22 protein-coding genes and 1 pseudogene are annotated in these 24,186 nt (G+C 58.6%); 9 read left to right on the forward strand and 14 right to left on the reverse strand.

What is annotated here, in order from left to right:
• Positions 1-37: 37 nt before the first annotated feature.
• The 4 genes from FZ934_RS21525 to FZ934_RS21540 form a co-directional block, all read right to left on the reverse strand.
• Positions 38-409 carry a response regulator gene (locus FZ934_RS21525; protein WP_153272929.1) on the reverse strand — a complete coding sequence of 124 codons (372 nt, stop codon included), beginning with the start codon at positions 407-409 and terminating at the stop codon, positions 38-40.
• Positions 406-2,745, reverse strand: coding sequence for a PAS domain-containing protein (locus FZ934_RS21530; protein ID WP_246738007.1), 2,340 nt, complete (start codon positions 2,743-2,745; stop codon positions 406-408). The genes FZ934_RS21525 and FZ934_RS21530 overlap by 4 nt, the downstream gene beginning before the upstream one ends.
• Before the next feature lie 52 nt (positions 2,746-2,797).
• Positions 2,798-3,457: an MEDS domain-containing protein gene (locus FZ934_RS21535; protein WP_153272931.1), complete on the reverse strand. Its 660-nt coding sequence runs from the start codon at positions 3,455-3,457 to the stop codon at positions 2,798-2,800.
• Between the two features lie 266 nt (positions 3,458-3,723).
• A complete protein-coding gene (locus tag FZ934_RS21540; protein WP_153272932.1) occupies positions 3,724-4,392 on the reverse strand; it encodes a VOC family protein in 669 nt (222 codons plus the stop codon).
• A 249-nt stretch (positions 4,393-4,641) separates the two neighbouring features.
• Between FZ934_RS21540 and FZ934_RS21545 the strand changes: the two genes are divergently transcribed.
• From FZ934_RS21545 to FZ934_RS21555, 3 genes are all read left to right on the forward strand, one after another.
• Positions 4,642-5,451, forward strand: a complete 810-nt coding sequence (locus FZ934_RS21545) for an SDR family NAD(P)-dependent oxidoreductase (protein WP_153272933.1) — start codon at positions 4,642-4,644, stop codon at positions 5,449-5,451.
• Between the two features lie 92 nt (positions 5,452-5,543).
• On the forward strand, positions 5,544-6,572 hold the full coding sequence (locus tag FZ934_RS21550; RefSeq protein ID WP_153272934.1) for a D-cysteine desulfhydrase family protein: 1,029 nt from the start codon (positions 5,544-5,546) through the stop codon (positions 6,570-6,572).
• 37 nt (positions 6,573-6,609) lie between these two features.
• Positions 6,610-7,203, forward strand: coding sequence for an NADPH-dependent FMN reductase (locus FZ934_RS21555; RefSeq protein WP_153272935.1), 594 nt, complete (start codon positions 6,610-6,612; stop codon positions 7,201-7,203).
• A 336-nt stretch (positions 7,204-7,539) separates the two neighbouring features.
• Here FZ934_RS21555 and FZ934_RS21560 read toward each other — a convergent pair.
• The 4 genes and pseudogenes from FZ934_RS21560 to FZ934_RS21575 all read right to left on the reverse strand — a co-directional run bounded on the left by FZ934_RS21560 (position 7,540) and on the right by FZ934_RS21575 (position 10,837).
• A pseudogene (locus FZ934_RS21560) lies at positions 7,540-8,525 on the reverse strand (enoyl-CoA hydratase/isomerase family protein).
• A 35-nt stretch (positions 8,526-8,560) separates the two neighbouring features.
• Positions 8,561-9,031: a RidA family protein gene (locus FZ934_RS21565; protein WP_153272936.1), complete on the reverse strand. Its 471-nt coding sequence runs from the start codon at positions 9,029-9,031 to the stop codon at positions 8,561-8,563.
• Positions 9,025-9,750: an SDR family NAD(P)-dependent oxidoreductase gene (locus FZ934_RS21570; protein ID WP_153272937.1), complete on the reverse strand. Its 726-nt coding sequence runs from the start codon at positions 9,748-9,750 to the stop codon at positions 9,025-9,027. The genes FZ934_RS21565 and FZ934_RS21570 overlap by 7 nt, the downstream gene beginning before the upstream one ends.
• A 406-nt stretch (positions 9,751-10,156) precedes the next feature.
• Positions 10,157-10,837, reverse strand: a complete 681-nt coding sequence (locus tag FZ934_RS21575; protein ID WP_153272938.1) for a response regulator transcription factor — start codon at positions 10,835-10,837, stop codon at positions 10,157-10,159.
• Positions 10,838-11,162: 325 nt separating this feature from the next.
• Between FZ934_RS21575 and FZ934_RS21580 the strand changes: the two genes are divergently transcribed.
• Positions 11,163-11,837: a type 1 glutamine amidotransferase domain-containing protein gene (locus FZ934_RS21580; RefSeq protein WP_153273978.1), complete on the forward strand. Its 675-nt coding sequence runs from the start codon at positions 11,163-11,165 to the stop codon at positions 11,835-11,837.
• An 18-nt stretch (positions 11,838-11,855) separates the two neighbouring features.
• The gene (locus FZ934_RS21585; protein WP_153272939.1) at positions 11,856-12,320 is read left to right on the forward strand and encodes a YybH family protein; all 465 of its coding nucleotides are present in this window, start codon (positions 11,856-11,858) and stop codon (positions 12,318-12,320) included.
• 284 nt (positions 12,321-12,604) lie between these two features.
• Here FZ934_RS21585 and FZ934_RS21590 read toward each other — a convergent pair whose 3' ends face one another.
• From FZ934_RS21590 to FZ934_RS21610, 5 genes are all read right to left on the reverse strand, one after another.
• A complete protein-coding gene (locus FZ934_RS21590) occupies positions 12,605-13,645 on the reverse strand; it encodes an alpha/beta fold hydrolase (protein ID WP_153272940.1) in 1,041 nt (346 codons plus the stop codon).
• Between the two features lie 773 nt (positions 13,646-14,418).
• Complete coding sequence (locus FZ934_RS21595; RefSeq protein ID WP_246738008.1) at positions 14,419-15,303, reverse strand: N-acyl homoserine lactonase family protein; 885 nt, start codon at positions 15,301-15,303, stop codon at positions 14,419-14,421.
• A 243-nt stretch (positions 15,304-15,546) separates the two neighbouring features.
• Positions 15,547-16,500, reverse strand: coding sequence for an aldo/keto reductase (locus tag FZ934_RS21600; RefSeq protein WP_153272941.1), 954 nt, complete (start codon positions 16,498-16,500; stop codon positions 15,547-15,549).
• Between the two features lie 330 nt (positions 16,501-16,830).
• Positions 16,831-17,619: a hypothetical protein gene (locus FZ934_RS21605; RefSeq protein ID WP_246738009.1), complete on the reverse strand. Its 789-nt coding sequence runs from the start codon at positions 17,617-17,619 to the stop codon at positions 16,831-16,833.
• 542 nt (positions 17,620-18,161) lie between these two features.
• Positions 18,162-18,503, reverse strand: coding sequence for an RT0821/Lpp0805 family surface protein (locus FZ934_RS21610; RefSeq protein ID WP_246738010.1), 342 nt, complete (start codon positions 18,501-18,503; stop codon positions 18,162-18,164).
• A gap of 310 nt (positions 18,504-18,813) precedes the next feature.
• On the opposite strand from FZ934_RS21610, the gene FZ934_RS21615 reads away from it, so the two are divergent.
• A complete protein-coding gene (locus FZ934_RS21615; protein ID WP_153272943.1) occupies positions 18,814-19,443 on the forward strand; it encodes an outer membrane protein in 630 nt (209 codons plus the stop codon).
• 360 nt (positions 19,444-19,803) lie between these two features.
• On the opposite strand, the gene FZ934_RS28710 is transcribed toward FZ934_RS21615, so the two are convergent.
• Positions 19,804-20,334, reverse strand: coding sequence for a formate/nitrite transporter family protein (locus tag FZ934_RS28710; RefSeq protein WP_432443661.1), 531 nt, complete (start codon positions 20,332-20,334; stop codon positions 19,804-19,806).
• Positions 20,335-20,506: 172 nt separating this feature from the next.
• On the opposite strand from FZ934_RS28710, the gene FZ934_RS21625 reads away from it, so the two are divergent.
• The 3 genes from FZ934_RS21625 (at position 20,507) to FZ934_RS21635 (ending at position 24,179) form a co-directional block, all read left to right on the forward strand.
• Positions 20,507-21,751, forward strand: a complete 1,245-nt coding sequence (locus FZ934_RS21625; RefSeq protein ID WP_153273980.1) for an MFS transporter — start codon at positions 20,507-20,509, stop codon at positions 21,749-21,751.
• A 377-nt stretch (positions 21,752-22,128) separates the two neighbouring features.
• Positions 22,129-23,178, forward strand: a complete 1,050-nt coding sequence (locus tag FZ934_RS21630) for a LacI family DNA-binding transcriptional regulator (RefSeq protein ID WP_153272945.1) — start codon at positions 22,129-22,131, stop codon at positions 23,176-23,178.
• Positions 23,175-24,179: a Gfo/Idh/MocA family protein gene (locus tag FZ934_RS21635; RefSeq protein WP_153272946.1), complete on the forward strand. Its 1,005-nt coding sequence runs from the start codon at positions 23,175-23,177 to the stop codon at positions 24,177-24,179. Before FZ934_RS21630 ends, FZ934_RS21635 begins: the two co-directional genes overlap by 4 nt.
• Positions 24,180-24,186 lie beyond the last annotated feature (7 nt).

Raw genomic sequence — 24,186 nt, forward strand, 5'->3', positions numbered from 1 at the left:
GGCACTTCATGTGAGGATCGGAAGTTTTGCGTTCTGGTTAGGCCAACGCCAGATCCAATGCTTCCTGAAGGGCCACGTCGCTGAAGGGCTTGAACAGACAGGCAATCGCGCCGCTCTGGAGCAGCGGAATTTTCTCGTTTTCATCCTTGTGTGCAGTGATGAAAACGATCGGAATTGTTTCCCCCCTTCTGACCAGTTCCTCCTGAAGCTCAGGACCGGACATTCCGGGCATCGCGACGTCGAGCACGAGGCAATCGGTCTTTTCCAGCCACTCGGAATCGAGAAACTCTGCCGCAGACGAGAACGCGCGGACATCAAACCCAAAGATCCGGATGAGATCGGGAAGGGCTTCCCTTACGGACTCGTCATCATCGACGACCGAAACGAGTGGCTCATGCAATTTGCTCATGAATTTAGTTCCGAAAGCGGCCGCTCACTTCCTGCGCCCCCGTAAATCGGCAGCGAGAAGCTGAAAATGGCGCCGCCGGAAGGATTAGCCTCCGCCCATATTCTTCCCCCATGGGCCTCGATTATCGAGCGGCTCACTGAAAGCCCGATCCCCATGCCGTTGGGTTTCGTCGTGTGAAATGCATCGAATAAACGCTCGATATCCACAAGTGCGAGGCCGACCCCCTGATCCTCTACTGCGACCTTGATTTCGCGGTGCTCGAACGCCGTACGAACGAGTATCTTTCTCTGCAGTGGGTCAATATCCGTCATGGCGTCGGTCGAGTTGCGAAGAAGGTTCATTATAACCTGCTGCAGTTGAACACGGTCTCCCATGATAAGAGGGGGTGCAGCCGAAAGTTCCGCCGTTAAAGTAATTCTTCCGCGCTGCAGGTCGTTGGCAAGCAATCCAAGTACCTCGCGGATGGCTTCGTTGAGATCGAGTTGCTCAACCGTCGCCACGCCTCGTTTGAAGAGATTTCGCAGGCGCGTGATAACGTCGGATGCGCGATTCCCATCCCGGATGGTTCGTTTTGCTGTCTCGACCGCCCCATCGATGTTTGGAGGCGATCCGGACAACATGCGGAGGGAGGCACTCGCGTTCATGATGATACCCGATAACGGCTGGTTGACCTCATGTGCAATCGACGCGGCCATTGTGCTCAGGCTCATCACCCTGGCCAGTTGCGCCAGTTCGGAACGCAGCTTGTCGCGCGCCAATTCCGCTATCCTTTGCGCCGAAACATCCTGCACGGCGCCGATGCATTCGTTCGAACCGTCAAGATGCCTGATTATGCGCCCAACCACCCGGACGTGCTTCACCTGCCCATCGACGAAGAGCCGAATTTCATAATCCGGGTTGTCGCCACCCTGCCTGACTTCAGCCATCTGGGCTGCGAGCAGAGGCAAATCTTCTTCATAGACCCTTTGGCCAATTCCATCGAAATCTACGACCTTTCCGGGTTCGAAGCCGAAGATGCGGTTAAGCTCGTCCGAGAAGGTGATCTCGTCGGTCTCAACCTTCCACGAGAACGTTCCCGTACGGCTAATTCGTTGTCCCTCGCTTAGCAGGACGTCGCTTCGCCGCAGATTTTCTTCGGCGATTTTCCTTTCGGTGATGTCGGCGACCGCACCGATAAACTCCGGATTTGCCGGGTCAGCACCGATGTTCTGTAGAACCACATGGACATACTTTATGGCCCCGTCGGACATGATAAGTCGGTGCTCGAGGTCCACATTCTGACCGTAGTTCATCGCGTTCGAGATCAAGTCCCGCACGATCGACAAATCTTCCGGATGGCAGCGATCGAACATCATTTCCACGGTCGGCGAAGTACCCACCGCTTGCCCCGCCACACGGTATGCCTCGTCGGACCAATAGATTTCTCCGGTAGCGGGCCTCCACCACACACTCCCTGTCACCGTCAGCCGCTGGGCCTGCGTCATCAATGCCGCGCTCCGGCGCAACTCTTCCTCAACCCGCCTACGATCGTCGATGTCAGTGTTGGTGCCGTACCATCGAACGACGGATCCATCCTCGCCATGCACGGGATTGGCGCGGAACAGGAACCATCGGTATTGTCCATCCCATCGCCGGAGCCTAGCCTCGGTTTCTCCGGGTGCACCGGAAGCGAGTAATCGCGTCCAGACGCTTTGGAGCCGTCCCGAATCCTCGGGATGCAGGGCCGCTGCCCATCCCCATCCCGCAGCTTGCTCGGTCGTTATCCCTAGATACGTCAGGAAGTGTGCATTGAAGAAATCTGCCCGGCCGTCCGGAAGCGTCGACCACGCCATCACCGGTATCGCGTCTACAACCTTATTGAGCTCACGGGCTGCGGCCGCGCGGGTGTCTTCGCGGACTCTGAATGCCTCGGCGACCGCGATGGCAGCCTGACTGGCGGCAACGTGCACGACGATCCGATCCTGCTCGCTTGGAAACGAAGGCAGGCTCGATCCGGCAACAAGAACACCAATTTTCCCTTGGATGCCGAGTTTTTCAGTGAGCAATCTGAAGGTGGATCCGCCCCTCTCAAACTCGGCGTGGTGAGGCCAATCGCCGACGCTCGTTCCGAAGGCCGCTAACAAATTTGCGAGAAGGGTGGAGGGGGCACGGACATCAGTGTCGCTAAATCGCCCCATCAGCATTTCGGGCTGATCCCCATGTCTGTCGACTCTAAGCAGCAAGAAGTCGACGTCTAGGATCGCCCGCAGTGCATCAAGCAGGGTGCCGGCAATGCCATCTACGTCACCCCCAGCCCACGTTGCCGGAAGTGCCGTGATGCTGAGAATATCGTTCATGCAACGTCGGAGCCTATCGTTCTCAGACGCCACCACGATCATGTCCGGCATGTCATTCAGCAGCGACCGACTGCTCCTCTTTTCCGGAACGCCTTGCACGCAACTCCTTCAGAAACTGCGCTGGCGGGATAAAGAAAGGGTTCTCCCTGAGGATGCCACCGATCACGACAAGCGGATGTGTCCGCAATATATCCACGATCGTGTCACCGCCGAATTTGGCAAGGTCATAGACGCAGATCACGACGTCGTCGTGCTGGCTCCAGAGGTCGTTGACCCGAGATTCAAATTCGATGAGATCTTGCAGATGCGCCTGCCCATCGGCTGCCCAATCCATATCGCAGACGATACGGCTTAGGGGATATTTCGCATCGGCGTTGCCGCTCGCCAGCGCCGTGAATGCCTCCACCATACGGTCCTGTTCAAATCGTCCGTTCTGGAGATAGGTGTCGACCGTGCTGCGGATTTCGAGCTGTCCAGAACGTTGCGACGCCTCTGTGTCGATCCCTTCACAACGCAAACGCGCGATGTGTTCTTCGCGCTTGTCTGCGCCGACCAGGTGGATGGCCCTGTGATCACATTGAAATCCATCGCATATGAAGGGGGCAAGAACGTCGAAGGCGTTTTCGGCGCCATTGAAGAATGCACACACGTGCCGATGGGTTCCAAGGCTGGCGCCCGCAAAGCGGATAGTGTCGGGGAGCGCCTTTGTCACGCGACCCCGCTTGGACGTGCTGATCTTGTCTGGTTGTTATCCTTCATCCGCACGCCATTCCAATCCATGGGCGTGAAAGCTGCATTATGGGCTTTCGGCTGTCTATTGTCCAATGGTGTTGGATGCGGAGTGATACGACGTCTGGCTGCCGCTGCCCCGAAGCTAATGCGCCGGCTACGGCGATCACGCGCGCGCAAAGGGTCGAGGAAGGCGACCGTGATCTCGCGGAATCGGCAAAACGAGTGCACCGGCCCGCGAGTTGAGGCTCAGGTCGGCAACGTCGATCCGGCTTGCTCGGCGAGCATATATTCCGAATACCAATCCGGCCAGTTCTCGTCGTGGTTCCCGCCAGTCCGCTTCTCGTGCTCACCGTGAGCGGTGGCGGCTCGGCGAAGGGCGCCTGCGAGATCTGTGGCAGACGTATAGGCCGCTCCCTTTGCATCGATGCGGCCCGGGAGGCGCGTCGTCACCTCTTGAAAGACCCAGCCGTTCCCGTCCGGATCGCTGAACGAGGCGAAGGAGCCATAGCTGGCGCGTGACGGATGCGGGCCGGCCAGTCGACCCTCGGTCCCGCGGCGATGAAAGAGCCCGCCGGCATCATGGAAGACGCCACTCATTTCAGCGCCGCGCGAGGCCAGGGCGGCATGAGCCAATTCAATGTCGGATACGATCAGATGAAGTCCTTGTGCCGAACCCGGCTGAGCGGAAGTGATCTTCGATCCGAAAATGACCGAGCAGGGGGATCCCGGAGGCGTGACCTGCACCACTCGGAAGCCGTCGTTTCCAGATACGTCCGCGTCGAGCCGCCACCCGAGACCGGTGTAGAACGATTTGGCGCGGTCGACGTCGGAGACCGGAATGACAATGACTTCGAGCTTCATGTCGACGTTGCCCTCTACCGTCGTCGTGGCTCTGACGCTTTCCTGAATCGTCATTTCGCTTCCCCTTGAATTCGGCGACACCTGCCGCGACGGGGGAGACGATGCACTCGCGCCGATCGGCTGTCCATTATCCGATGGTGTCGACTGCTGGCCCATTTCGCCCAATCCATAAGTATCGCCGATACCATCGTGCAATAGCGTCTGAGCCACTACCTGGCGAACCCTAAACCGCTGTCTGACAACTGCCAAATTCCTGACGACCCTCAGCTCGTTTCATCCGATGAACAAAAAGGGAGACCTGCAATGACCATCACCGGCAAAGGCACTGCGCTTATCACGGGCGCGTCGTCTGGACTTGGAGCGATCTATGCTGACCGCCTCGCACGCCGAGGCTACGACCTCGTGCTGGTGGCTCGGAACCAGGACGCTCTGAATAGAGTTGCAAAGAACTTGTCGAGTTCCACCGGACGGAATGTCACTACCGTCCGCGCCGACCTCGAACAGCGGAACGATTTGCTCAAGGTCGAAGGAATTCTTCGAAGCGATCCGACTATAACGATGCTCGTCAACAACGCAGGCGTCGGCGCCGTCGAGCCGCTTCTCATGTCTGATGTTGAAGCCATGGAGCGGATGATCAAGGTCAACGTCACCGCGCTGACGCGTCTCGTCTACGCAGTGGCTCCATCGTTTGTCGCCCGCGACAACGGCACCATCGTCAACATGGCCTCGGCACTGGGGATCGCGCCGGAGATTCTCAACGGCGTTTACGGTGCGACCAAGGCGTTCGTCATCGCCTTGACCTTCTCACTGCAGAAGGAGTTGGCTGAGAAAAACATCAGGATCCAGGCTGTGCTCCCAGGCGCAGTGGGAACACCGTTCTGGGATGCCTCGGGCGGATCTCTGGATCGGCTCCCAAGCAACATTGTGATGAAGCCCGACGATACGGTCGATGCTGCTCTTGCGGGGCTGGACATGGGCGAGTTGATCACGCTGCCATCCGTGCCTGACGAAGACGATTGGAATGCCTATGAGGCGGCACGTCAAAAGCTGATGCCGAATCTGTCACGTAGTGTTCCGGCTTCTCGGTATGGCATTCCGACGGCGGCGCACTAGCTGCGGTCGTGAGTGGTGACTGTCGTGTTGCAAGCTTCATTTTCATGTATGGCAGGGAAGCCGAAAAAACCGTGACATTTGAGGGTAATCCAATGACTGACCACGATCCTTTGCGCAGCCTTCCTCGCGAGCGACTGATGAAGGGGCCGACTCCAATCCAGCGCCTGGCGCGTCTTGAAGAGGTCCTGGGCGAGCGCAGCCGCGGCGTATCGATATGGGCGAAGAGAGACGATCTCATGGAGCTCGGCGGCGGCGGCAACAAGGTCCGCAAGCTCGAGTTTCTCATAGGGCAGGCGAAGGCGGAGGGTTGTGACACTCTCGTTGTCACAGGGGGCGTTCAGTCCAACTTTGCGAGATTGGCGGCGGCCGCTTGCGCGAGGACTGGCCTCGCTTGTGAGTTGGTGCTAGCCCAGATGGTCCCTCGCAACACCGAAATCTACCAGGCTAACGGCAACGTCCTGCTCGACCGATTGTTCGGGGCGCGCATTCACATCCTGAACCCTGGCGAGGATGCGGCCGGGTTTGCGGCGCTCCGGGTGGCGGAGATCGGCGAAACCGGCAGGAAGGCATTCATGGCGCCCCTCGGCGGCTCAACGACAGTCGGTTGCCTGGGCTATGTGGACTGCGCTTTCGAGCTTGCTCGACAATCGACTGAGATCGGTGTCACGTTTGACCAGATCGTCATTCCAAATGGAAGCGGCGGGATGCATGCCGGCTTGGCCGCCGGTCTGGTGATCGCGGGTTCCCACCCCTCTCGGATTGCCGCACACACGGTGCTTTCGCCGGCGGAGAAGTGCTTGACCGCAACAGCGGAAAAGATCGACGCGGTTCTGAAGTTCCTGTCGATCGATGCAAGAGTGGCTCCGGCCGATCTTCGGATCAGCGAAGCGCAACTTGGAGAAGGGTACGGGATGCCGACGAGCAGCATGATCGAGGCGGTCGAGCTTCTTGCCAGATCCGAGGGTCTGCTTGTTGACCCAGTCTACGGCGGCAAGGCTTTCGCTGGTTTGCTGTCCGACATCGAAAGCGGAGCAATTGCGCCGCAATCCAACGTTCTCTTCATCATGACCGGTGGTTCTCCCGGTCTTTACGCCTACGCCGACGTTCTCACCGCAAAGTAGTTGCCAACCGACCCCCATGACCAACAAAGAGGTTCGCATGTCTAGGAAACCGAAAATTGCCCTCATCATTGGCTCCACGCGCCCGACCCGGTTCGCCGATAAGCCGGCACAATGGATGCTGAAGCAGGCCCGGCAACGTGGCGATATCGACGTCGAGGTTGTCGATCTCCGCGATCATCCGCTGCCGTTCTTCGATGAGGTGGCTTCGAACGCATGGGCGCCGAGCAAGAGCGCCGAGGCCGTCCGCTGGCAGGAGACCGTGGGCCGCTACGACGGCTACATCTTCGTGGTTTCGGAATACAATCGCTCGATCACTGGCGTTCTCAAGAATGCGCTCGACCAGGCCTATGTCGAATGGGGCCGCAAGCCCTTCACTGCCATCGCTTACGGAAGCATGGGCGGTGCACGGGCACTCGAACATCTGCGCGGTATCGGCGTCGAACTCCAGATGGTTTCAACGCATGCCGCAGTGCACATCGGCGCCGGCGATTTCTTCGCGACGTCTCCGCTCGGCGGCAACAAGCCGATCGAGGAGATCGAGGCCAACCTTCTGCCTTCGGCGAAGACTGCGCTCGATGAGTTGGTCTGGTGGGCGAAGGCCACCATGGCGGCGAAGTCAGCGGCCGCATAAGCATTCCAAGAGCAAGTAGCTTTCGCTAAAAAAGTCTAGCGAAAGCTACCGTTAGTCTGAATGAGGCTCTCTCGACCCAAGGCGGCCGGTGGCCCATTGCTTCACGAAAATCAACGCGATTGAGCAGTAGGCGGCGCTTTTGCACGCCGCGAACCTATCACCATCGTGGTGGATGAGATCTTCTCTCGGTTCCGCGAGATCGGTCACCGCCTGCAATGGCCTGGTTCATTGCGGTTGCTTGCGCGGCAAGCAGGAAAGGATGACCGTAGCAACGCGATTGTTTAGCGTGTCGGCACCCGCGCAACCTGCCGAACCGATGCGTGGGTGCCGCTTGGCCTACTTCTCAGCCAAGGTTCCGGTATAATGGCCGAGCCGTGTTTCGATGTCCGGGTTGGTCTGCAGCCCATCTCCATCAACCTGCCGATTTTCTGTTGCGCGACGGGTCGCTGCACCGAGGAGATGAATGCATCCCATCCGGCTCCGATCTCAGGATCCGAGGGAAGGCTCGCAAAGTCGACGAGGCGCTTGGTGTCGGCGATGGCCTGGCGGTCGAATCCGGAGATGCGAGTGGCCAGCGCATCGACGAACGGGTCGAGCTTGTCGTCGTCGAAGGAACGGTTGACGTAGCCGTACTCCTCGGCGAGGTCGCCATTCACGTCGTCGGATCCCAGGAGCACCTCGAGCGCGCGTCCGCGTCCCATCAGCCTGGGGAGCCGGGCCATCGGGCCGCCGCCCGGAACAAAGCCGGAGCCGACCTCCCATTGAGAAAGGATTGCCTTTTGCCTGCTGGCGAACCGCATGTCGCTGGCAAGCGCGAGCTCGCTACCGACGCCCGTCGCCCGGCCGCGGATCAGGGCGATCGAGACGATAGGTGCTTTGCTTATGCGAACCAGCATGTCGGGCAGGGGATGTAACCCCGTGCGCCCCGCGGGAAGGCCGGTCGATTCAGCGAGCGGAGGGGTGAAATTGTAATGGGTCAGGAAGAATCCCGGCACAGCACTGTCGAAGACGACGACCCTAAGATTCGGGTCCGTCTCGATCTCGGCGACTACCTTCTCCATCTGCGGGATGGTTTCCGGACCGAAGATATTGAACGGCGGATTATCGAAGGTCACGCGCCAGTAGCCGGGCGTGCGCTTTTCCACCCGGATTTGCGGGCGTTCGCTTTCGGATTGGGATTTCGCGTCCGCCGGCCGATCGGACTTTTCGGCCACGATTGCCTGTCCGGAGAGCGCGAGTGCGGGAAGCATCAGGAGAGCCGCGGCCGTCAGAAATTTCGATGACATTGCGACTCCAGTCGATCTCGGAGTTCTGATTTTCATAATTGCCTCCATTTGAGCTTGGGAAAGGGGCGTTGCTAGGAGTCGATCTCCAGAACCAGTTCGACTTCGACTGGCATCCCCAGAGGAATACTGGAGACGCCGAGCACGATGCGGGGTGGGATGCGCTTCTCGCCGAAGATGGACAGCAACAGTTCCGAAGCGCCGTCCGCCACTTTCGGATGGTCACGAAAATCGTCCGGTGCCGCGATGTAGACGCCGAGCTTGGCGATCGTTCGTATCCGGTCCAGGGAACCGAGATGCGACCGCGCCGCGGAAAGTCCGCTCAAGCATGCGGTTCTTGCGGCATCGTAACCTTCGGCGATGGACAGTTCCTTGCCGACCCGGCCGATGTACAAGGGCGCGTGCCCGACGACGGGGAGCATCCCGCTGAGAAACAGCAGGGAGCCGATTTGAACCGCCTCGACGTATGCGCCAAACGGCGTTGGAGGAGGGGGGAGGACCAGTGCTGTCTCGCGCATTCTGGCCTCGGCGCTCGGGGCTACCATTTGCCCAGATGTGCGCCGTTGTCGACGTGCAGCACCTCCCCGGTGATGTTGGACGATTCCGTGAGATAGACGACCCCGTCCACAATCTCCTGGACCGCGGTTATCGTGCCCATCGGCGACAGTGAGCGCAGATAGTCCCTGGAGCCGGTGGCATGCAGCGGCGTATCAACGACGCCTGGCGAGACCGCATTCACTCGGATGTTGTCGCTTGCAAATTCCAATGCGAGGCTCTTGGTGATCGCGTTCAGCCCGCCCTTGGTGATCATAGGCAGGGATGCCTTCACGCCGGCGATCGGATGATCGGTCAGCGACGAGGTGATGGTTACGATACTTCCCCCCGACCTCTGCCGGAGCATCTGTCCGACGGCATGCTTCGTGAAGTGGATGAAACCTTCAATGTTGGTGGCAGAGAGCTGACGGAAGTCGTCGATGGTGTATTCGAGAAAGGGTTTGGTGAAGAATACGCCGGCATTGTTCACGAGCGCGTCGAAGGAGCCGAACTGTTCGATAGCTCTTTGCGAAACGCGTTCGGCGGTTTCAGGGTCGCTCACATCGCCATCGACAAGTTCCAGCCTACCGGCGCGATCGAACGACGTCGCCTCGCTGATCCGCCGCGACGTTCCGACTACATTCCAGCCTTTATCGAGGAACGTCTTGACCAGTCCGGCCCCGATGCCTTGCGATGCACCGGTAATTACCACGGTCTTGTGCACACTCATTCGTGCTGCCTCCATTTGCTTGCGCGCGAGCTACCCCAGCCAGCGAAGAGGCGCCGGGGCATCACACTTTAGATTTTCAGGGGCTGCCCCAAGGGGCGCTGTTGGAGACCTTCGCGCCAAGGGCCTGCAGACGCTATTGTACCAAGGTGTCTCCGATACCTTTGGATCAGGCCGAATGTTGAAAGCGAAGGTGACCCGATTGCAGGACGATGGGTTGGGCGAGATTTGCGGTGATATCCGCTACGAGGAGCGCATTTACCTGGCGCGTTTTTTCGAGGACGCGCGGGAATGGGATCGGGAAGAGCGCGAAGCGAGATACCTACGCATGCCTCGGCGTAGGGCCTGCCGGCTCGAGGCGCATCCTCGAAGCGGCGATCGTGAAGGTCCATCGCTAGTGGCAGGAATGCTAGTAGAGTTCTCTGCCATCTTCGATCCGAAGCTTTGCGGCCATGTTCACAAGGTCCGGGAGAGACCGGGCACTCATCTTCCGCATGACCTGGCCACGATGCGCCTTGACGGTGATCTCGCTGATGTCGAGTTCGAAAGCAACCTGCTTGTTCAGAAGTCCCTTCACCACACCGGACATGACTTCGCGCTCCCGCGGGGTCAGGGCATCGTAGCAGGCTTGGAGTCGCATCAATTCTTCTTCGCCGCGAATGAGCGCCTCGCTCTGGGCAAGGGCCGATTGTATCGCCTCAAGCAGCGCCTCGGCGTCGATCGGCTTCGTCAGGAAATCGAGAGCGCCGCCCTTCAGAGCCTTAACGGTCATAGGGACGTCGCCAAAGCCGGAAACGAATATGATCGGTGTTCGGTTGCCGCTCTTGGTGATCATAAATTGAAGATCCAACCCGTTCAGACCGGGCATATTCACGTCCAGGACGAGGCAGCTCGGTCCCGCAGTCGGCGTTGCGGCCAGAAATGCCTGGGCAGAGTCGAAAAGAACCGGGCGGCATCCCGTCGAGCCGATCAGAAGCTCCAGGGATTCTCGAACCGAAATGTCGTCGTCAACCACGAACACCGTCGGCCCGTCCGGGGCGTTCAAAGGCGAGGTAGTCACGTGAGTCATCGCCGAGACCATCCGGTACATTTGCTGCCTCCTTGAAGAGGGCGCCAACCTATCGAGTGCAAAGACTATATCACGAGTGGGCACGGACGATACTGCCCCGATTACTCGTATGCCGCCACCCCTCAACCGGGAGCATGCGCGTTTATGGGCGAAAATCCATTGTACGATGGTATCGGCAGTCCGTGCCACGCTCTCGACGACACCATCGTACAATGGCACGCAGGCCGGCTCTTGAGCATGCTGAAAGGGTCAATCGAGCGTGCTGATGCTGTCCATGGAGTTCGCTTCTGATCGCCAGGGACCGGACAAGACGCCGAACGTCGTCAAATATTTCAAGGAGATAACGATGAGCAAGATCCTGATGGTTCTGACTTCGCATGATCGGCTTGGTGATACGGGCCGAAAGACGGGCTTCTGGCTCGAAGAGTTTGCTGCGCCCTACTATGTCTTCAAGGACGCCGGCGCGAGCATAACCGTGGCTTCGCCGAGAGGTGGGCAACCACCCATCGACCCAAAGAGCGACGAGCCCGGCAACCAGACTGATTCCATGGCCCGGTTCAAGGGCGACAAGGATGCGCAGGCAGTCCTTGCGAACACCGTTCGGCTTGCGACCGTCGATGCCAAGGACTTCGACACGATCTTCTATTCGGGCGGGCATGGCCCGATGTGGGATCTCGTCGAAGACCGGAAGTCGATCTCGCTCATCGAAGAATTCTATGGTTCCGGAAAACCCGTGGCCGCAGTTTGTCACGCGCCGGCCGTCTTTCACCACGTGACCTTCCAGGGGCAACCGCTGGTGAAGGGTAAGCGAGTCACGGGCTTTGCGAACTCTGAAGAAGAAGCGGTTCAACTGACGAAGGTAGTTCCCTTCCTCGTCGAAGATGACCTCAAGGCGCTTGGCGGGCGCTATGAAAAGGTAGGGGATTGGGAAAGCTTCGCCATCGTGGACGGTCGTCTGATCACCGGCCAAAACCCTGCCTCATCGACTGCGGCAGCAAAATCGCTGCTTGGCTTGCTCTGATCCGTGTGAGGCCGAGAAATGCAAACTCATCTCCTCGAGATCGCTGGCGCCGAGCCCAAGGCTGAAGACGGTAGTCCCCTTGATGCCTTGATCGAATTCTACCAAGCGTTCAATGCTGGCGATCTTCACGGCCTTGAAGCCGTCTGGCTTGGAGGAGAAGCCCCAAGCATGGATAACCCCATCGGCGGCATCCGGCGTGGTTGGGGGGAGATCGCGGAAGGTTACTCCAAGCTCTTCAACGGGCCGGCGAACCTCCATGTCACCTTCCATGATTTCACCAGTCAGGGAGGAAACGATTGGCATCTCTTTGTCGGCAGGGAGCGCGGGAGTTGTGTAACCGCAGCCGAAAGGCTCGAAATCGCGTTTCGAACGACGCGCTGGTTCGTCAGGCAAGACAATGGCTGGCGACAACTCCATCATCATGGTTCGGTCGAAGACCCTGATATGCTTCGCGATTATCAACGGCTGATCTTCGGCCGATAGCTCGAAGGAGTGGCGGTGTAGATCGCCGCTCCTTGTGGCACCCCGTCTGAACCGTGGCTTCTTGAAGCCTCCGAACCGGCGAGCGGCCTAAGTTCCGTTCCATTGAGGTGGACCTCGCCTGTCGATCTCACTAGCGTAGGCGTTTGCCACGAACGCGATCGACGGATCGATCCTGTCGCGAGGTTGCCCATCTCTTCGGTCCTGATTTCTGAAGCTTGTGCCCAGGACTTCGATAAAGCGCTATCGGAGTTCCTGGGCGGGCCGATGGCCGCTAGGCGCTTGGCCTAAGCCCATGTATCGACGTCGAGAACCGCTTGCGCAAATGCGGCGGGAGCCTCTTGAGGAAGATTGTGACCAATACCGCCCGATATCTGGCGGTGTTCGTACTTTCCTTTGAACTTGCCCGCATATGCCTTTGGGTCGGGGTGCGGCGCACCGTTGGCGTCACCCTCCATGGTGATCGTCGGGACCGAAATTTCCGGAGCCGTGGCAAGCTTTGCCTCGTACTTATCGAACCGCTTCTCTCCTGCCGTCAGCCCCAACCGCCACCGATAGTTGTGGGTTACGATCTCGACATGATCCGGATTGAGGAAGGCGGTCGCGCTTTGATCGAACGTGGCATCATCGAAGCCCCATTGCGGAGAGGCCAGTTTCCAGATCAGCTTCGCAAAATCGTTCGTGTATTTCGCGTAGCCCTCACGTCCGCGGTCGGTTGCGAAGTAGTACTGGTACCACCATTGCAGTTCAGCGGATGGCGGCAGAGGATTTCTTCCGGCGGCCTGGCTTCCGATCAGATAACCGCTGACCGAGACCAGCGCCTTGCACCGTTCGGGCCAAAGCGCAGCGACGATGTCAGCCGTGCGAGCTCCCCAATCGAAACCGGCAATGGTGGCCTGATCGATTTTGAGGACATCCATCAGTTTAATGGTGTCGATCGCGAGCGCTGACTGTTGGCCGTTGCGTTTGGTCTTTTTCGAGAGGAACGTGGTGCCGCCATATCCGCGAAGAAAGGGAATTATCACCCGATGCCCCTGTGCTGCCAATATCGGCGCGACTTCTGCGAAACTGTTGATGTCGTACGGCCAGCCGTGAAGTAGGATCACGGGTGAGCCGTTCTGCGCGCCGACGGCTGAGTAGGCGACTTTAAGATCGCCGGCATCGACAGTTTCGTTTGCTGTCAAGGGAGCCACGGTCTTCTGAACGCCGCTGGCCTGCTGCGCACGAGCGGTTCCGGCGATGGCGCCCAGCAGTCCGGTGGCTGTCAAACCCAAAGCGGCGCCGCCCAGGGAGCGGCGTGTCAGGCTGGCAATCTCGATGTTGCTCATGGTTTCGTTCTCCAGGGTAAGGCAAAAAGCACTTGTCCGCGATCGCGGCTGTTTGCGCGCGCTATCGACTGAGACTTTGGAGAGATGGACCGCGCTCCGCTACTAAACGAAGGTCTTGGTCATACAAAGGTATCGGCGATACCTATGTGCAATCCCGGACGGGACGCACTCGATTTATTCATTCTCCAGGATGGCGCTGAAACGCACGCATAGGAGATGACGATGTCGCATGATTACAAACCGTCGGGTTCCTCGTTCCCCGGGTTTGCGCTCCTAGTGGCTATCGCTGCCTTGGTTGTTGTGTTGGTGTCCGTGAGACAGCCGACGCAAGCTGCGCGGGTTTGGATTCCGGGTGCCTCGGCGGGCACAAATAGCCCGAGCCAAGGCGCGATCGCGAAATGTGCAACAACCTGCAGATCGATCGATCCCGCATAACACGGCTTGGATGGCGCAAACGCGTGAGAGCTTTTCCCTAGGCGGGCGGCCTCTTGGTCCCGAAGAAGTCTCGATGATGCGCGGGATTGTCAAGGAATACTGCGCACTGCGCCGCTGCGACAGGCAGGGAGATGTTGCGGAGGATGCCGCTCGATATCTGGTCAGCCTATATCAGCGCGGTTTAGGCCGCGAGGACCTTAGGAAGCTGCTTTTTGAAGAATGGGGTTAGGCTGGCCGAGGACGCCAGCGGCCTGGCCAACGGACGGTTCGCTGACAATGAACGGTGGCCGTGCCGCCGAAGCGCCAGCTTTCTGACGCATCAAACGGTTGCCTCTCTTTCAGTTGTAGAAATCAGGCAGAAGCTTGAGCCCGTCCGCCTGATGCTTGTCGTGATTGATAAAGAGCTGCGCATCGAATTCGCGCATGATTTGCTTGATCCGGTCCATGGACGAGATGGATTCGGGCTTGTCGACATTCAGTGCGGGAACGATGTCGCGCTCGAAATTGTCCTCAAGGTGAGCCACATCGCCGGACAGGATGACGTAACCGGTCTTGGCCAGATGAACCATCAGCGACTGGCTTCCCGGTGTATGCCCCGGTGTCGATAGCAATCTGACACTGCCGTCGCGGAACAAATCGACATCTCCGGTCACGAGTTCGAGACGGCGAGGATGTCCGAGCAGTTTCCGGGCGAGTCGCACGAGAGTGTTGAGGTTCGGGTCTGAAGGCGGAGGCGAATTGATCCAATTGTATTCGGCTTGCTGCATCACGACCGTCGCGTCCGGGAAAAGTCCGACGTTTCCGATATGGTCGCCGTGCGTATGCGAGACAAGGACATAGTCGATATCGGCGGGCTTCAGCCCGATTTGAGCGAGTTGTGATGAGATCGTCTTGTCGAGATGATAGACGATCAGACTGGAAAGTGTAGACCAGCCTTTGGGGTCGCCGATCGCAGCCTCCGGCACGCCGGTATCCCACATGATGTACTCGTTCCCATGCTGGATGAGATAGCATGTCGATGAAAACTCAATCGACTTGCCCTTGTTCTCGCCGGGCGTCCAAACGGACTCGTCGTTCGCCAGGGAATGACCGCAGTCCACCCTGTACAGCCGGTCAATGGTCGCCGAGCGCCTATCGTCGCCAGCAGTGACAGGGTCGTCAGCTTGCGCATAGGGCACAACAGCAACGCAGAATGCGGCCGCGATTGGCCAAATCAACCTCATTTGTGCCTCCTTGTTTTCGAAGCGCTGAACTTCAAAATGTCTCGGGAAGCCGCAGACCTCTCGATCGCGGAGCGGATAACTAGCATTACGGTTCGTTGAACAAGGTCGACCGAGAGGTTCGGCTCGACAATCAAAATTTAGGTGCGAAGTTCGGGGCGACGTATTGCACTTAGGTATCGGCAGTCATTCCGATCGCTTGGGAACATGCAGGAGCGTTGAGCATCCGCGCTGTCGCGCGACACCTCAGTTAAAGGCGAGAGAGGTAAACCGGCCCCAGACGGTTTCAGGTATGACTTGTGCAAGACCAGAGGCGGCGCTGCGGATTCTCTCATGCCGCGTCGTTCCGAGCAGCGCCGATGCAACCAGCGTGTTTCTCAAGGGAAACTGTACCGCGGCCGTATCGATGCTGATATTCGCGTCATCGGCAATCTGGCGGGCGGCTTGAGCGCGGGCGGCGACGTCCTCGCTGATCGTTCCCGAAGCAGCCTCGCGCCCGACAAGCGCGCCGCTGTTGAAGAGGCTTCCGACGATCATCGGCGTGCCTGACCGTTCGCACATTCCGATGACGCGCGTTCCCGCCGTCCGATCGAGAAGGGTGTATCGACCGTTCAACAGAAGGCAATCGAGCTTCACGCGATGCATGACGTCGATGCAGGCGCCGACGTCATTTACTCCCAAGCCGAAGGCGGCAATCTCGCCCGAAGAGCGCAGCCGCTCGAGCGCCTTCACCCCGGTATCGAGAAACGCCGGGAGATGGCGCCGATAGTTCGAGAAACCGAGCGTCGATGGCTCGAGATCGTCGACGAAGAGCATGTCGATCTTGGCCAAGCCCAAGCGGCAGCGGCTGAACTCGACGGATCGCATGATGCCGTCATAGCTGTAATCGAGGTCGATCTCGAAGGGCATGCGGGGAGGCGAGATCGACACGGATGGCCGCAGGAGCTTCCCGACTTTCGTCGATATCACGTACTCGCCGGGCGGTTTGTCCCTCAGGAAATCGCCAAGAACGCGTTCTGCCGCGCCCGCACCATAAGCGGGAGCGACGTCGAAGTAGCGTACGCCCGCCTCCCAGGCAGCTGACAATGTTTCCAGCGCCTCTTCTCGAGTGATCGGTCGATAGGCGCCGCCGAGGCCGGCACAACCGTAGCCAAGTTCAGAGAGTGCGAGGGAGGTCCCCGCCAGTGGACGATGCTTCAAAGCCTATTGCCTTATCCCAAGCGCGCCGCCGGTGGCGCCCTTCAATCAACTGTGCCGCGTCCACGAAAATGGTGCCATGAACCACCCAAACACTGAACTTTCTTCACGGAATCCAAGTTCTTGGTCCGCGATCCAAACTACCGCGCCAAGAGCGTAAAAAAAAGCCTGATTGAGACGGGTTTGCATAGGGAGATGTATATGCAGGAGCCCAAGCAAGCTCACGAATGCTGCTCAGGGACAAAGAGAAAGCCACGGAGCCGTTTTCAAGATTTTCAGATCAGGCGTCAGGATTGAGCCATCGTCTTAGCAAGGAGCGGCTGCGGCCCGCGATCAGAACCGCACATGTACGCCGAGGATCGGTCCGTGCTGGATCATATCATATGTGAAGCCGTCATTGCTGTAGTCGACCCCCTGCGCGCGATAACCGGCAACAGCCGACACCGTTTCGTTGAACTGGTAACCGATCGCACCAAGCACATCCCAATCGAGATCGGCCCCGCCGCCGCCGATCATCGCCCAGCCTGTGACAAAGACTTTGTCGGTGAATGAATGATTTCCCTTGAAGCCGACCAGGCCGTCCACCCAGTTGGCGTCGTCAGAGCGCGAGATGTCGCCGACGAGGCCACCGCTCAGGCCGATACGCGTCTCGGCGTGCCAGAAACGCGCACCCGCCAGCACGTCGAACCTCGTCTGCTGGTCTTCGTAAAGCGTGTAGGCACCGCCGACCATGGCCGTGAAGGTCACGGACTTGAGGCTCACCTCGTCGGCGACCACGCCGCGAGGCGTCGCGGAGTCCGTCGTCACCTTCACATAGCTGAGGTCGGTGAAAATGCTGTATCTGTCATAACGGGCGTCGCCCGCCGCCATGAAGGCGAAGTCGAGATCGGACAGGATGTCGCTGAAATTTTCGCTGACATCCACCGTCGGCAGACCGAAAACCGCTGACTTGCCGTCAAGGCCGGCCGCCCAGAAGTAGGGCGAGAAGGAGAAGGACCAGCCGTTGGCGCTCTGTGGTACGGGTTGCGGAGCGGAGGCCGGAAGTAGGTCGGCGGCGAATGCCGAGGAGGAAATGGCAAGTGCAGTGACAATGCCGGCTGCGTACCCAATCTTACGAAACATCAGCTTCCCCCGAAGGCTGCGGTATGAATGGACTTGTCGTCAACCGGAGCTTGATCCCCTTTGAGCGGGAATGAAAGAGATCGTGCACGACAAGAGACGCATGGGGTGAAAATTGCACTCGGGTGTTGCATGCCCGCTACTCGTTGGAGCGGCTTGGATCAAGCGATCTCGGTGCGGACGAAATCACTGAACTGGCTGGTCGGATAGGACGCCGTCTTCGTCCGGTTCGACCGCGTGGCTATCGATGGTCCGTCCATCTGACGAGAAGAATGATCCAGCGTGGCCTTTCGCCTGAAGCTGTGCCGACCTTGGATCCGTAGCGATCGATCGCGTCTAGTAGGCCAAACGAAAAAGCCCCGCTTCGAGCGGGGCATCCGTGCTGAAATTACGTGGCGATTATTGGTGTATGATTAAACGTTCAATCTTGCTCCAAGCTCTCCGACTGGTTGCCGGTGTGCGTCGCGGATGACCCACCGGAGCTGCTTTCTGCCGACTTCCAGCATTTGCCGCTTTGTTCTGTTCAAGCGACGCCCACACGGCAACTAGCGGATAGCCTTGGTGTCGCCTCCGACCTTCCAACCGTCTCCCGCAGGGCAGGCCACACCGTTAAAACGGGTGATGCCTTCGAGTGATTGACGACTGGTGATGAAGCCGCGACATCCGTTGGCCTCACCTTGGCCGGCGTCGATATGTTCAATGACGCCGACGCTTCCAGTCGATGGGTTGGCCCAAGCAAGCGCGGTTGCGCCGACCTCTCCGCGGCCGACCGTATCGGCGATTACCGCCTGGTCGGTCAAAGGCGGCGCGGACGGGGTGTTGGCTTGGGCAAGGGGCGTCTCGAGGGGCTCCGTATGCGAGCATGCCGTTAGAACCGCAATGCTCATCGCCGTGATCAGGTGCTTCGAAAACATCCGTCGGATAAAGCGTGGAAGCCCGCATTTGGCAAGTTACCAATTGTTCACAATAAAGCGAGCTGCCGGTGGCTACTACGTCATGGTTGCCGCGTTGAAGGCCGGGCCTTCGGCAAACGGGGTTCTAAACATGCTCTCCAACTCCGCCAGGCTCACAAACAAAAACAAAAGGAATCGACAAGCCCGACCATTGTCATTGTTGTTTGATGAGCCCTGCTTTCCGGGATTCCGAGGCTTTCGCGGTCGTTTCTGGACAGTACTGAAAAGTTCAATGGAGAATAGGATGAAGGGTCTTCTCATCGTCGCGGCTTCCCTGACCGCGCTTAGCATCTCAACATCGGCCTTTGCCGCTGACGCCGTCGATCAGATCCCGGCCCCGCCAGTCGCCACCGACGCCAGCTCGTTTACGTGGGACGGCTTTTATCTTGGCGGGATCACAGGTTACGGATGGGGCACCGGAAAGGTTGTCGGCCTGGGCTCCGACAGCTTCGACGGTTGGCGCCTTGGCGGTTTTACGGGCTACAACTGGCAGTTCTCGAACGGCTTCGTTGCCGGTGTGGAAGGTGATCTCAACTACGATTGGTCCGACAAGGACTACGGCGGAGGCACGAAGCTGAAAAGCGGCTTCTCGGGTTCGGCCAGAGCTCGAGCAGGCTACGCAATCGATCACACTCTGATCTACGCCGCAGGTGGTTGGACGGCAACCAACGCGAAGCTCAAGACGCCGGTTGGCAATGACAGCGACACGTTGAATGGTTGGACGATCGGCGCTGGCGTCGATCATGCGTTTACCGACAAGATTTTCGGGCGCGTCGAGTACCGCTACAACGATTTCGGCCGCGGTGATCTCTTGGGAACCAATGTCGACTTCAAGCAAAATGTCGTGCAGGTCGGCGTGGGTGTAAAGTTCTAACGCAGACTTGCCAGCAGCGGTTTGGGCGCCCGCGTGTTGCGTGGGCGTCTTCTGCTATTTGGGAATCTGCAAGGTGCTTTGGGCGTCGCGGTCTAGGTCGCAACCGGCTTCGCCGTCGCTGCGATACAGTGATTCTGTGTTGAAAGGACGTTCCTTCGGGTCCGCGACCGCATTCTTACCCATCGACCTTCATAACAGTAACGCCGCCCTATATCGTGCGACGGCCGATCTTCGGCGTTACGCCTCCCTTTCGACGGTGCGACCTTCGGCGCCTCGGTTCTTAAAAAGTGCCCCAATGCCAATAGCATCAGCGCGAAGATGACCGCCCCGGCCAAGTTGCCAAGCGTAACCCAAACGACGTTATATCCTGCACCTGCCCAACCGACATCGGTCGGATGATCTGCGATAAGTGCAAGTGAGAATGTAAAAAGATTTGCCCAAGGCGTATTCTTGAGGGCCGGCGATGAGAAGCACACACAAGGGGCACAACAGCGGGAGGATTATGGGGAACGTGGATTGGTAAAGATTCGACATCCACACGGCCAAGGAAAGGAGCCAGCTGCAGATTGCCGAACGTGCGAGAAGCTGAGCGATGCCAACTGTTTCCTTCTGCGCCAACGTCGAAAGGAATGCCATTCGGCCGTCGTCCAGCAGTGAACCTCCTCCTGCCAAGTGAACCACTGCAGCGATCGTTAAGGCTCCAACGAGGTTTCCGATCCACGTCACCGATAGGCCAACATTGCGTTGGGTAAGGAAATCCTTCGAACGAGTGCGCCTAGCGGTGAGATAAGAGCCGTTCCAGTGAAAATCGGTCAAGAACCAACATTGTTCATCAGCCCCAACTCGGAACCGGATCCCAATAGCCTGAGACCGAGCGAATCCATTACACATGTAATGGAAAAACGCTTCCCTGGTATGCTGCGAAATACTAATAGCGCTTAACTGCGTGCTGCGCCTCGGAAAGCCTTGAACAGCATTGACCCACCTCGACAGCAAGCGCCCCGTAACCAACCAAGAGCTGCAGCGTCTTCACCGGCACGAGCTGCGTACTAAGACATTGAGGATGCTTGGGATAGTTGGCGCGGGTGGGGCGCTCGTCTTCTACGACTTCGTAATTTTTGCGTTCCTCGCTGACCTTATCGCCCTAGTTTTTTTCCCCCCGGGGCTCCCGAACTGGCTGATCGCGGTGCAAACGTTTGGGATATTTGCGGCAGGCTACATTTTCCGGCCGCTTGGCGGGGTCGTTCTTGCGCACTTCGGCGACATCTTCGGGAGGAAGCGAGTATTCGCATTCTCCATACTGCTGATGGCTTTTTCCACGCTGGCGATTGGCCTCCTTCCCGGTTACCAGACGGTCGGGCTCATATCTCCGCTTATCCTGGTTGGACTGCGGATGCTGCAAGGTATTGCGATCGGGGGTGAAGTTCCCGGCGCTTGGACGTTCGCTGCTGAACACGTATCTCAACGTCGCGTCGGGGCGGCCTGCGGATTTATCTGTGCTTGGTTGGGGCTCGGCGTCTTCTTCGGAGCAAGCATCACGGCGATGATGTCTTGGCTGCTATCGCCAGAAAACATGCTGACCTTCGGTTGGCGGGTTCCGTTCCTGGTCGGCGGAGCGCTTGGTTTGCTGGCAGTGCGCCTAAGGCAAATGCTACAGGAAACGCCTGTGTTCGTTTCCCTTCGCGAGAGGAACATGCTCGTCCCGGAGCTTCCGCTAAAGGTCGTGATCAAGCGGCATTGCCGAGGGATCGTGATCTCGGTGCTTTGTACGTGGATACTTTCGGCGACCGTTGTGCTGCTCCTGCTAATGGTGCCGACGATTTTGCAACGTGTCTATGCCTTGGACCACCAGATTGCGCTCGTCGCAGCGTCCATAAGCACCATCTCACTCGTGATCAGCGTTATTTTAGCGGGCTTTGTTCTTGATCGGATTGGTGTCGGGAGGTTTTTCATTCTCGGCGGCCTCCTTATGCTGGTCGGCGACCTCGCCTTCATTAACATGACAGGCGTGACATCCGGTACCGTTTACCTGCTCGCTTCCTGTATCGGAATGTCTGGAGCGATCACGACGGGCGTGCCCGTGGTGATGGTGCTATGCTTCCCTCCAGAAGTGCGTTTTTCCGGGATATCTTTCTCCTATAACGTAGCCTACGCCGTGTTCGGTGGCATCACGCCCGTAGCACTGGCTGTCCTCTTGGGCGTTCAACCACACTTTCATACTTACTATCTGCTCTTTATAAGTCTTCTGTCGGTCGGATTAGGATTGTACTTTTTAGTAACCGGCAGCTTCGTCGAGCAAAGCGAATAATCTCAATTGAGGCGGCGCAGTTGGCGATGTTTACGGGGCATCTTGCTCGCTCAGCCGTTCCGCACGCAAAAGCGGCCGCCATCCCTCAGTTGGTCAGCAGGGCAGGCGAAGTCGTCTCCCATAAGGAGCTTATGGACCATGTCTGGCCAGACATGGGATCAAGCTCCGGATCAATTTCGCCAATTAGAACGTTCCAAATTTAACGTGTTCTTCCGTATCCGTTTTTCGTCGCATGACGAAAATAAAGACATTTAAAAGCAACATATTAGCAAATATTGTATTCGGGCTTGTGGGTTATCGGCGTTTCGTTCTTGACTAAATTGGAACGTTCCAATTATTGTCAGGTCGAAATGGCGGGTTCGCCATGGGAGGATCTCATGTCAAAAAGACGGGTTACCGTCATCGATATCGCGCGAGCGGCTGGCGTGTCCAAGTCGACCGTTTCGCTCGTTCTGCAGGGATCGTCTCTCGTCAACGATGGCACCCGCGCGAAGGTCAGCGCCGTCATGCGCGATCTGGGCTATGTCTACAATCGGGGTGCTGCCAACCTCAGGCAGTCGGCGTCGAAGTCGAAGATCATCGGCGTCGTGGTCAACGATCTGACCAATGGCTTCTTTGCCGAGCTTGCCGTCGGTGTCGACATGGTCGTGCAGTCGGCAGGCTTCGTGCAGTTTCTGTCAAATACCAGCGAGAGCCTTGACCGGCAGCGTGAGGTTATCGCCTCGATGCGCGAGCACGGAATATCCGGTCTCATCATGTCGCCGGCTCGTGGAACGGAGGCTGCGGACCTGAAGCCGCTGGTCGGCGCCGGAATCCCGGTGGTCGTCGCGGTTCGAAATGTCTCGGGAGCAAAGGCTTCATCTGTCATCTCGGACAATCGTGAGGGTGTCTTTGCCGGCGTGAAGCATCTGGCGTCGCTTGGCCATCGCCGCATCGCCTTTGTCGGTGGTTTCAGCGACACGGCCGTCTTTGAGGAGAGGCTCGCAGGCTATCGGGATGCGATCGAGACATGTGGCCTGCCACTCGACGAGGAGCTGATTGTGTCCGGTCCGCCATCAAGGGCAGGGGGCGCCGAGGCGGTCGCGCGGGTCCTGTCGATTGCCGACAGGCCGACAGCCGCCGTCTGCTTCAACGACGCTGTCGCCTTTGGCGTCTGCGATGGTCTGCGCGCACGCGGGTTGGAGCCTGCCAGAGACTTTGCCGTCGTCGGGTTTGACGACGTGATCGAGGCCAAGACGGCAGTCCCTGCACTGACGACAATTTCGGTCGATCCTCAGGGAATGGGCCGTCGCGCCGCTCAGTTGCTCCTGAAGCAGATCAATGCCGGCAAGGCGGAGCCGGAGGCCATTGTCTCATCGGTGCGGCTTGTCGTTCGCGAGAGTTGTGGGCGCCCTATTCACGATACGATTGGGAGGAAAGAAGCATGACGGTCAGGTGGGGTCTGGTTGGCGCCAGCACGATTGCGCGCGAATGGGTGATCAATGCCATCCGCGCCGCCGGCGGAGACGTCGTGAACGTCATGAGCTCGAATGCCGAGCGTGGTGCCGCCTTTGCAAAAGAGAACGGCATCGGCAGGTCCACCGACAATCTGGCATCGCTGCTGTCCGACAGTGACGTGGATGCTGTCTACATATCGACGACAAATGAATTGCATCGCGACCAGGCGATCGCAGCGGCCAATGCCGGCAAGCACGTGCTTTGCGAAAAGCCACTGGCAATGTCGGTCGAGGACGCGAAGGCGATGATGGCCGCTGCGGATCAGGCGGGTGTCGTGCTGGCGACCAATCATCACTTGAGAAATGCCTCCACCCACGCAGCCATGCGCGAAGCCATCGTGTCAGGGCAGATCGGACGGCCTCTCGCAGCCAGGGTGTTCCATGCTGTCTATCTGCCGCCGCATCTGCAGGGCTGGCGCTTGGAACGGCCGGATGCAGGTGGCGGCGTGATCCTCGATATTACCGTCCATGACACGGACACCCTGCGCTTCATTCTGGCAAGCAATCCGGTCGAGGTGACCGCGTTCGCCCAGGAAGGCGGGATGGGCAAGGCGGGTATCGAAGACGGCGTCATGGGTGTCATGCGGTTCGAGAATGGTGTGATCGCCCAGTTTCACGATGCCTTCACGGCAAAGTATGCAGAGACAGGGCTTGAAATCCACGGCACCGAGGGTTCTCTGATCGCGCGAAATGTGATGACGCAGCGCCCGGTCGGCACCGTCACTCTCAAAAACGCCAGTGGCGAGCGGGCGCTCCCGACCACCGACAAGAATCTCTACCAGACCGCTCTTGAGGCGTTTCATCGCGCCGTTGCAGGGAACGGACAGCCGGCTGCAACGGCTGAGGACGGTATCTGGTCCCTGGCAACAGGATTGGCCGTCGTCGAATCCGCCGCGACCGGCAAAGCCGTCCAAATTCAAACAGGACTTTGAGCAGCAT

It is taken from the genome of Rhizobium grahamii, from assembly GCF_009498215.1.
GTDB classification, from domain to species: Bacteria; Pseudomonadota; Alphaproteobacteria; order Rhizobiales; family Rhizobiaceae; genus Rhizobium; species Rhizobium grahamii_A.

What these genes read in the sequence shown, in the direction of transcription:
- FZ934_RS21525 (WP_153272929.1), bottom strand. Translation starts at nt 409, where the DNA reads ATGAGCAAATTGCATGAGCCACTCGTTTCGGTCGTCGATGATGACGAG.
- FZ934_RS21530 (WP_246738007.1), bottom strand. Translation starts at nt 2,745, where the DNA reads ATGAACGATATTCTCAGCATCACGGCACTTCCGGCAACGTGGGCTGGG.
- FZ934_RS21540 (WP_153272932.1), bottom strand. Translation starts at nt 4,392, where the DNA reads ATGACGATTCAGGAAAGCGTCAGAGCCACGACGACGGTAGAGGGCAAC.
- FZ934_RS21545 (WP_153272933.1), top strand. Translation starts at nt 4,642, where the DNA reads ATGACCATCACCGGCAAAGGCACTGCGCTTATCACGGGCGCGTCGTCT.
- FZ934_RS21550 (WP_153272934.1), top strand. Translation starts at nt 5,544, where the DNA reads ATGACTGACCACGATCCTTTGCGCAGCCTTCCTCGCGAGCGACTGATG.
- FZ934_RS21555 (WP_153272935.1), top strand. Translation starts at nt 6,610, where the DNA reads ATGTCTAGGAAACCGAAAATTGCCCTCATCATTGGCTCCACGCGCCCG.
- FZ934_RS21565 (WP_153272936.1), bottom strand. Translation starts at nt 9,031, where the DNA reads ATGGTAGCCCCGAGCGCCGAGGCCAGAATGCGCGAGACAGCACTGGTC.
- FZ934_RS21570 (WP_153272937.1), bottom strand. Translation starts at nt 9,750, where the DNA reads ATGAGTGTGCACAAGACCGTGGTAATTACCGGTGCATCGCAAGGCATC.
- FZ934_RS21575 (WP_153272938.1), bottom strand. Translation starts at nt 10,837, where the DNA reads ATGTACCGGATGGTCTCGGCGATGACTCACGTGACTACCTCGCCTTTG.
- FZ934_RS21580 (WP_153273978.1), top strand. Translation starts at nt 11,163, where the DNA reads ATGAGCAAGATCCTGATGGTTCTGACTTCGCATGATCGGCTTGGTGAT.
- FZ934_RS21585 (WP_153272939.1), top strand. Translation starts at nt 11,856, where the DNA reads ATGCAAACTCATCTCCTCGAGATCGCTGGCGCCGAGCCCAAGGCTGAA.
- FZ934_RS21590 (WP_153272940.1), bottom strand. Translation starts at nt 13,645, where the DNA reads ATGAGCAACATCGAGATTGCCAGCCTGACACGCCGCTCCCTGGGCGGC.
- FZ934_RS21595 (WP_246738008.1), bottom strand. Translation starts at nt 15,303, where the DNA reads ATGAGGTTGATTTGGCCAATCGCGGCCGCATTCTGCGTTGCTGTTGTG.
- FZ934_RS21605 (WP_246738009.1), bottom strand. Translation starts at nt 17,619, where the DNA reads ATGTTTCGTAAGATTGGGTACGCAGCCGGCATTGTCACTGCACTTGCC.
- FZ934_RS21610 (WP_246738010.1), bottom strand. Translation starts at nt 18,503, where the DNA reads ATGAGCATTGCGGTTCTAACGGCATGCTCGCATACGGAGCCCCTCGAG.
- FZ934_RS21615 (WP_153272943.1), top strand. Translation starts at nt 18,814, where the DNA reads ATGAAGGGTCTTCTCATCGTCGCGGCTTCCCTGACCGCGCTTAGCATC.
- FZ934_RS28710 (WP_432443661.1), bottom strand. Translation starts at nt 20,334, where the DNA reads ATGTGTAATGGATTCGCTCGGTCTCAGGCTATTGGGATCCGGTTCCGA.
- FZ934_RS21625 (WP_153273980.1), top strand. Translation starts at nt 20,507, where the DNA reads ATGCTTGGGATAGTTGGCGCGGGTGGGGCGCTCGTCTTCTACGACTTC.
- FZ934_RS21630 (WP_153272945.1), top strand. Translation starts at nt 22,129, where the DNA reads ATGTCAAAAAGACGGGTTACCGTCATCGATATCGCGCGAGCGGCTGGC.
- FZ934_RS21635 (WP_153272946.1), top strand. Translation starts at nt 23,175, where the DNA reads ATGACGGTCAGGTGGGGTCTGGTTGGCGCCAGCACGATTGCGCGCGAA.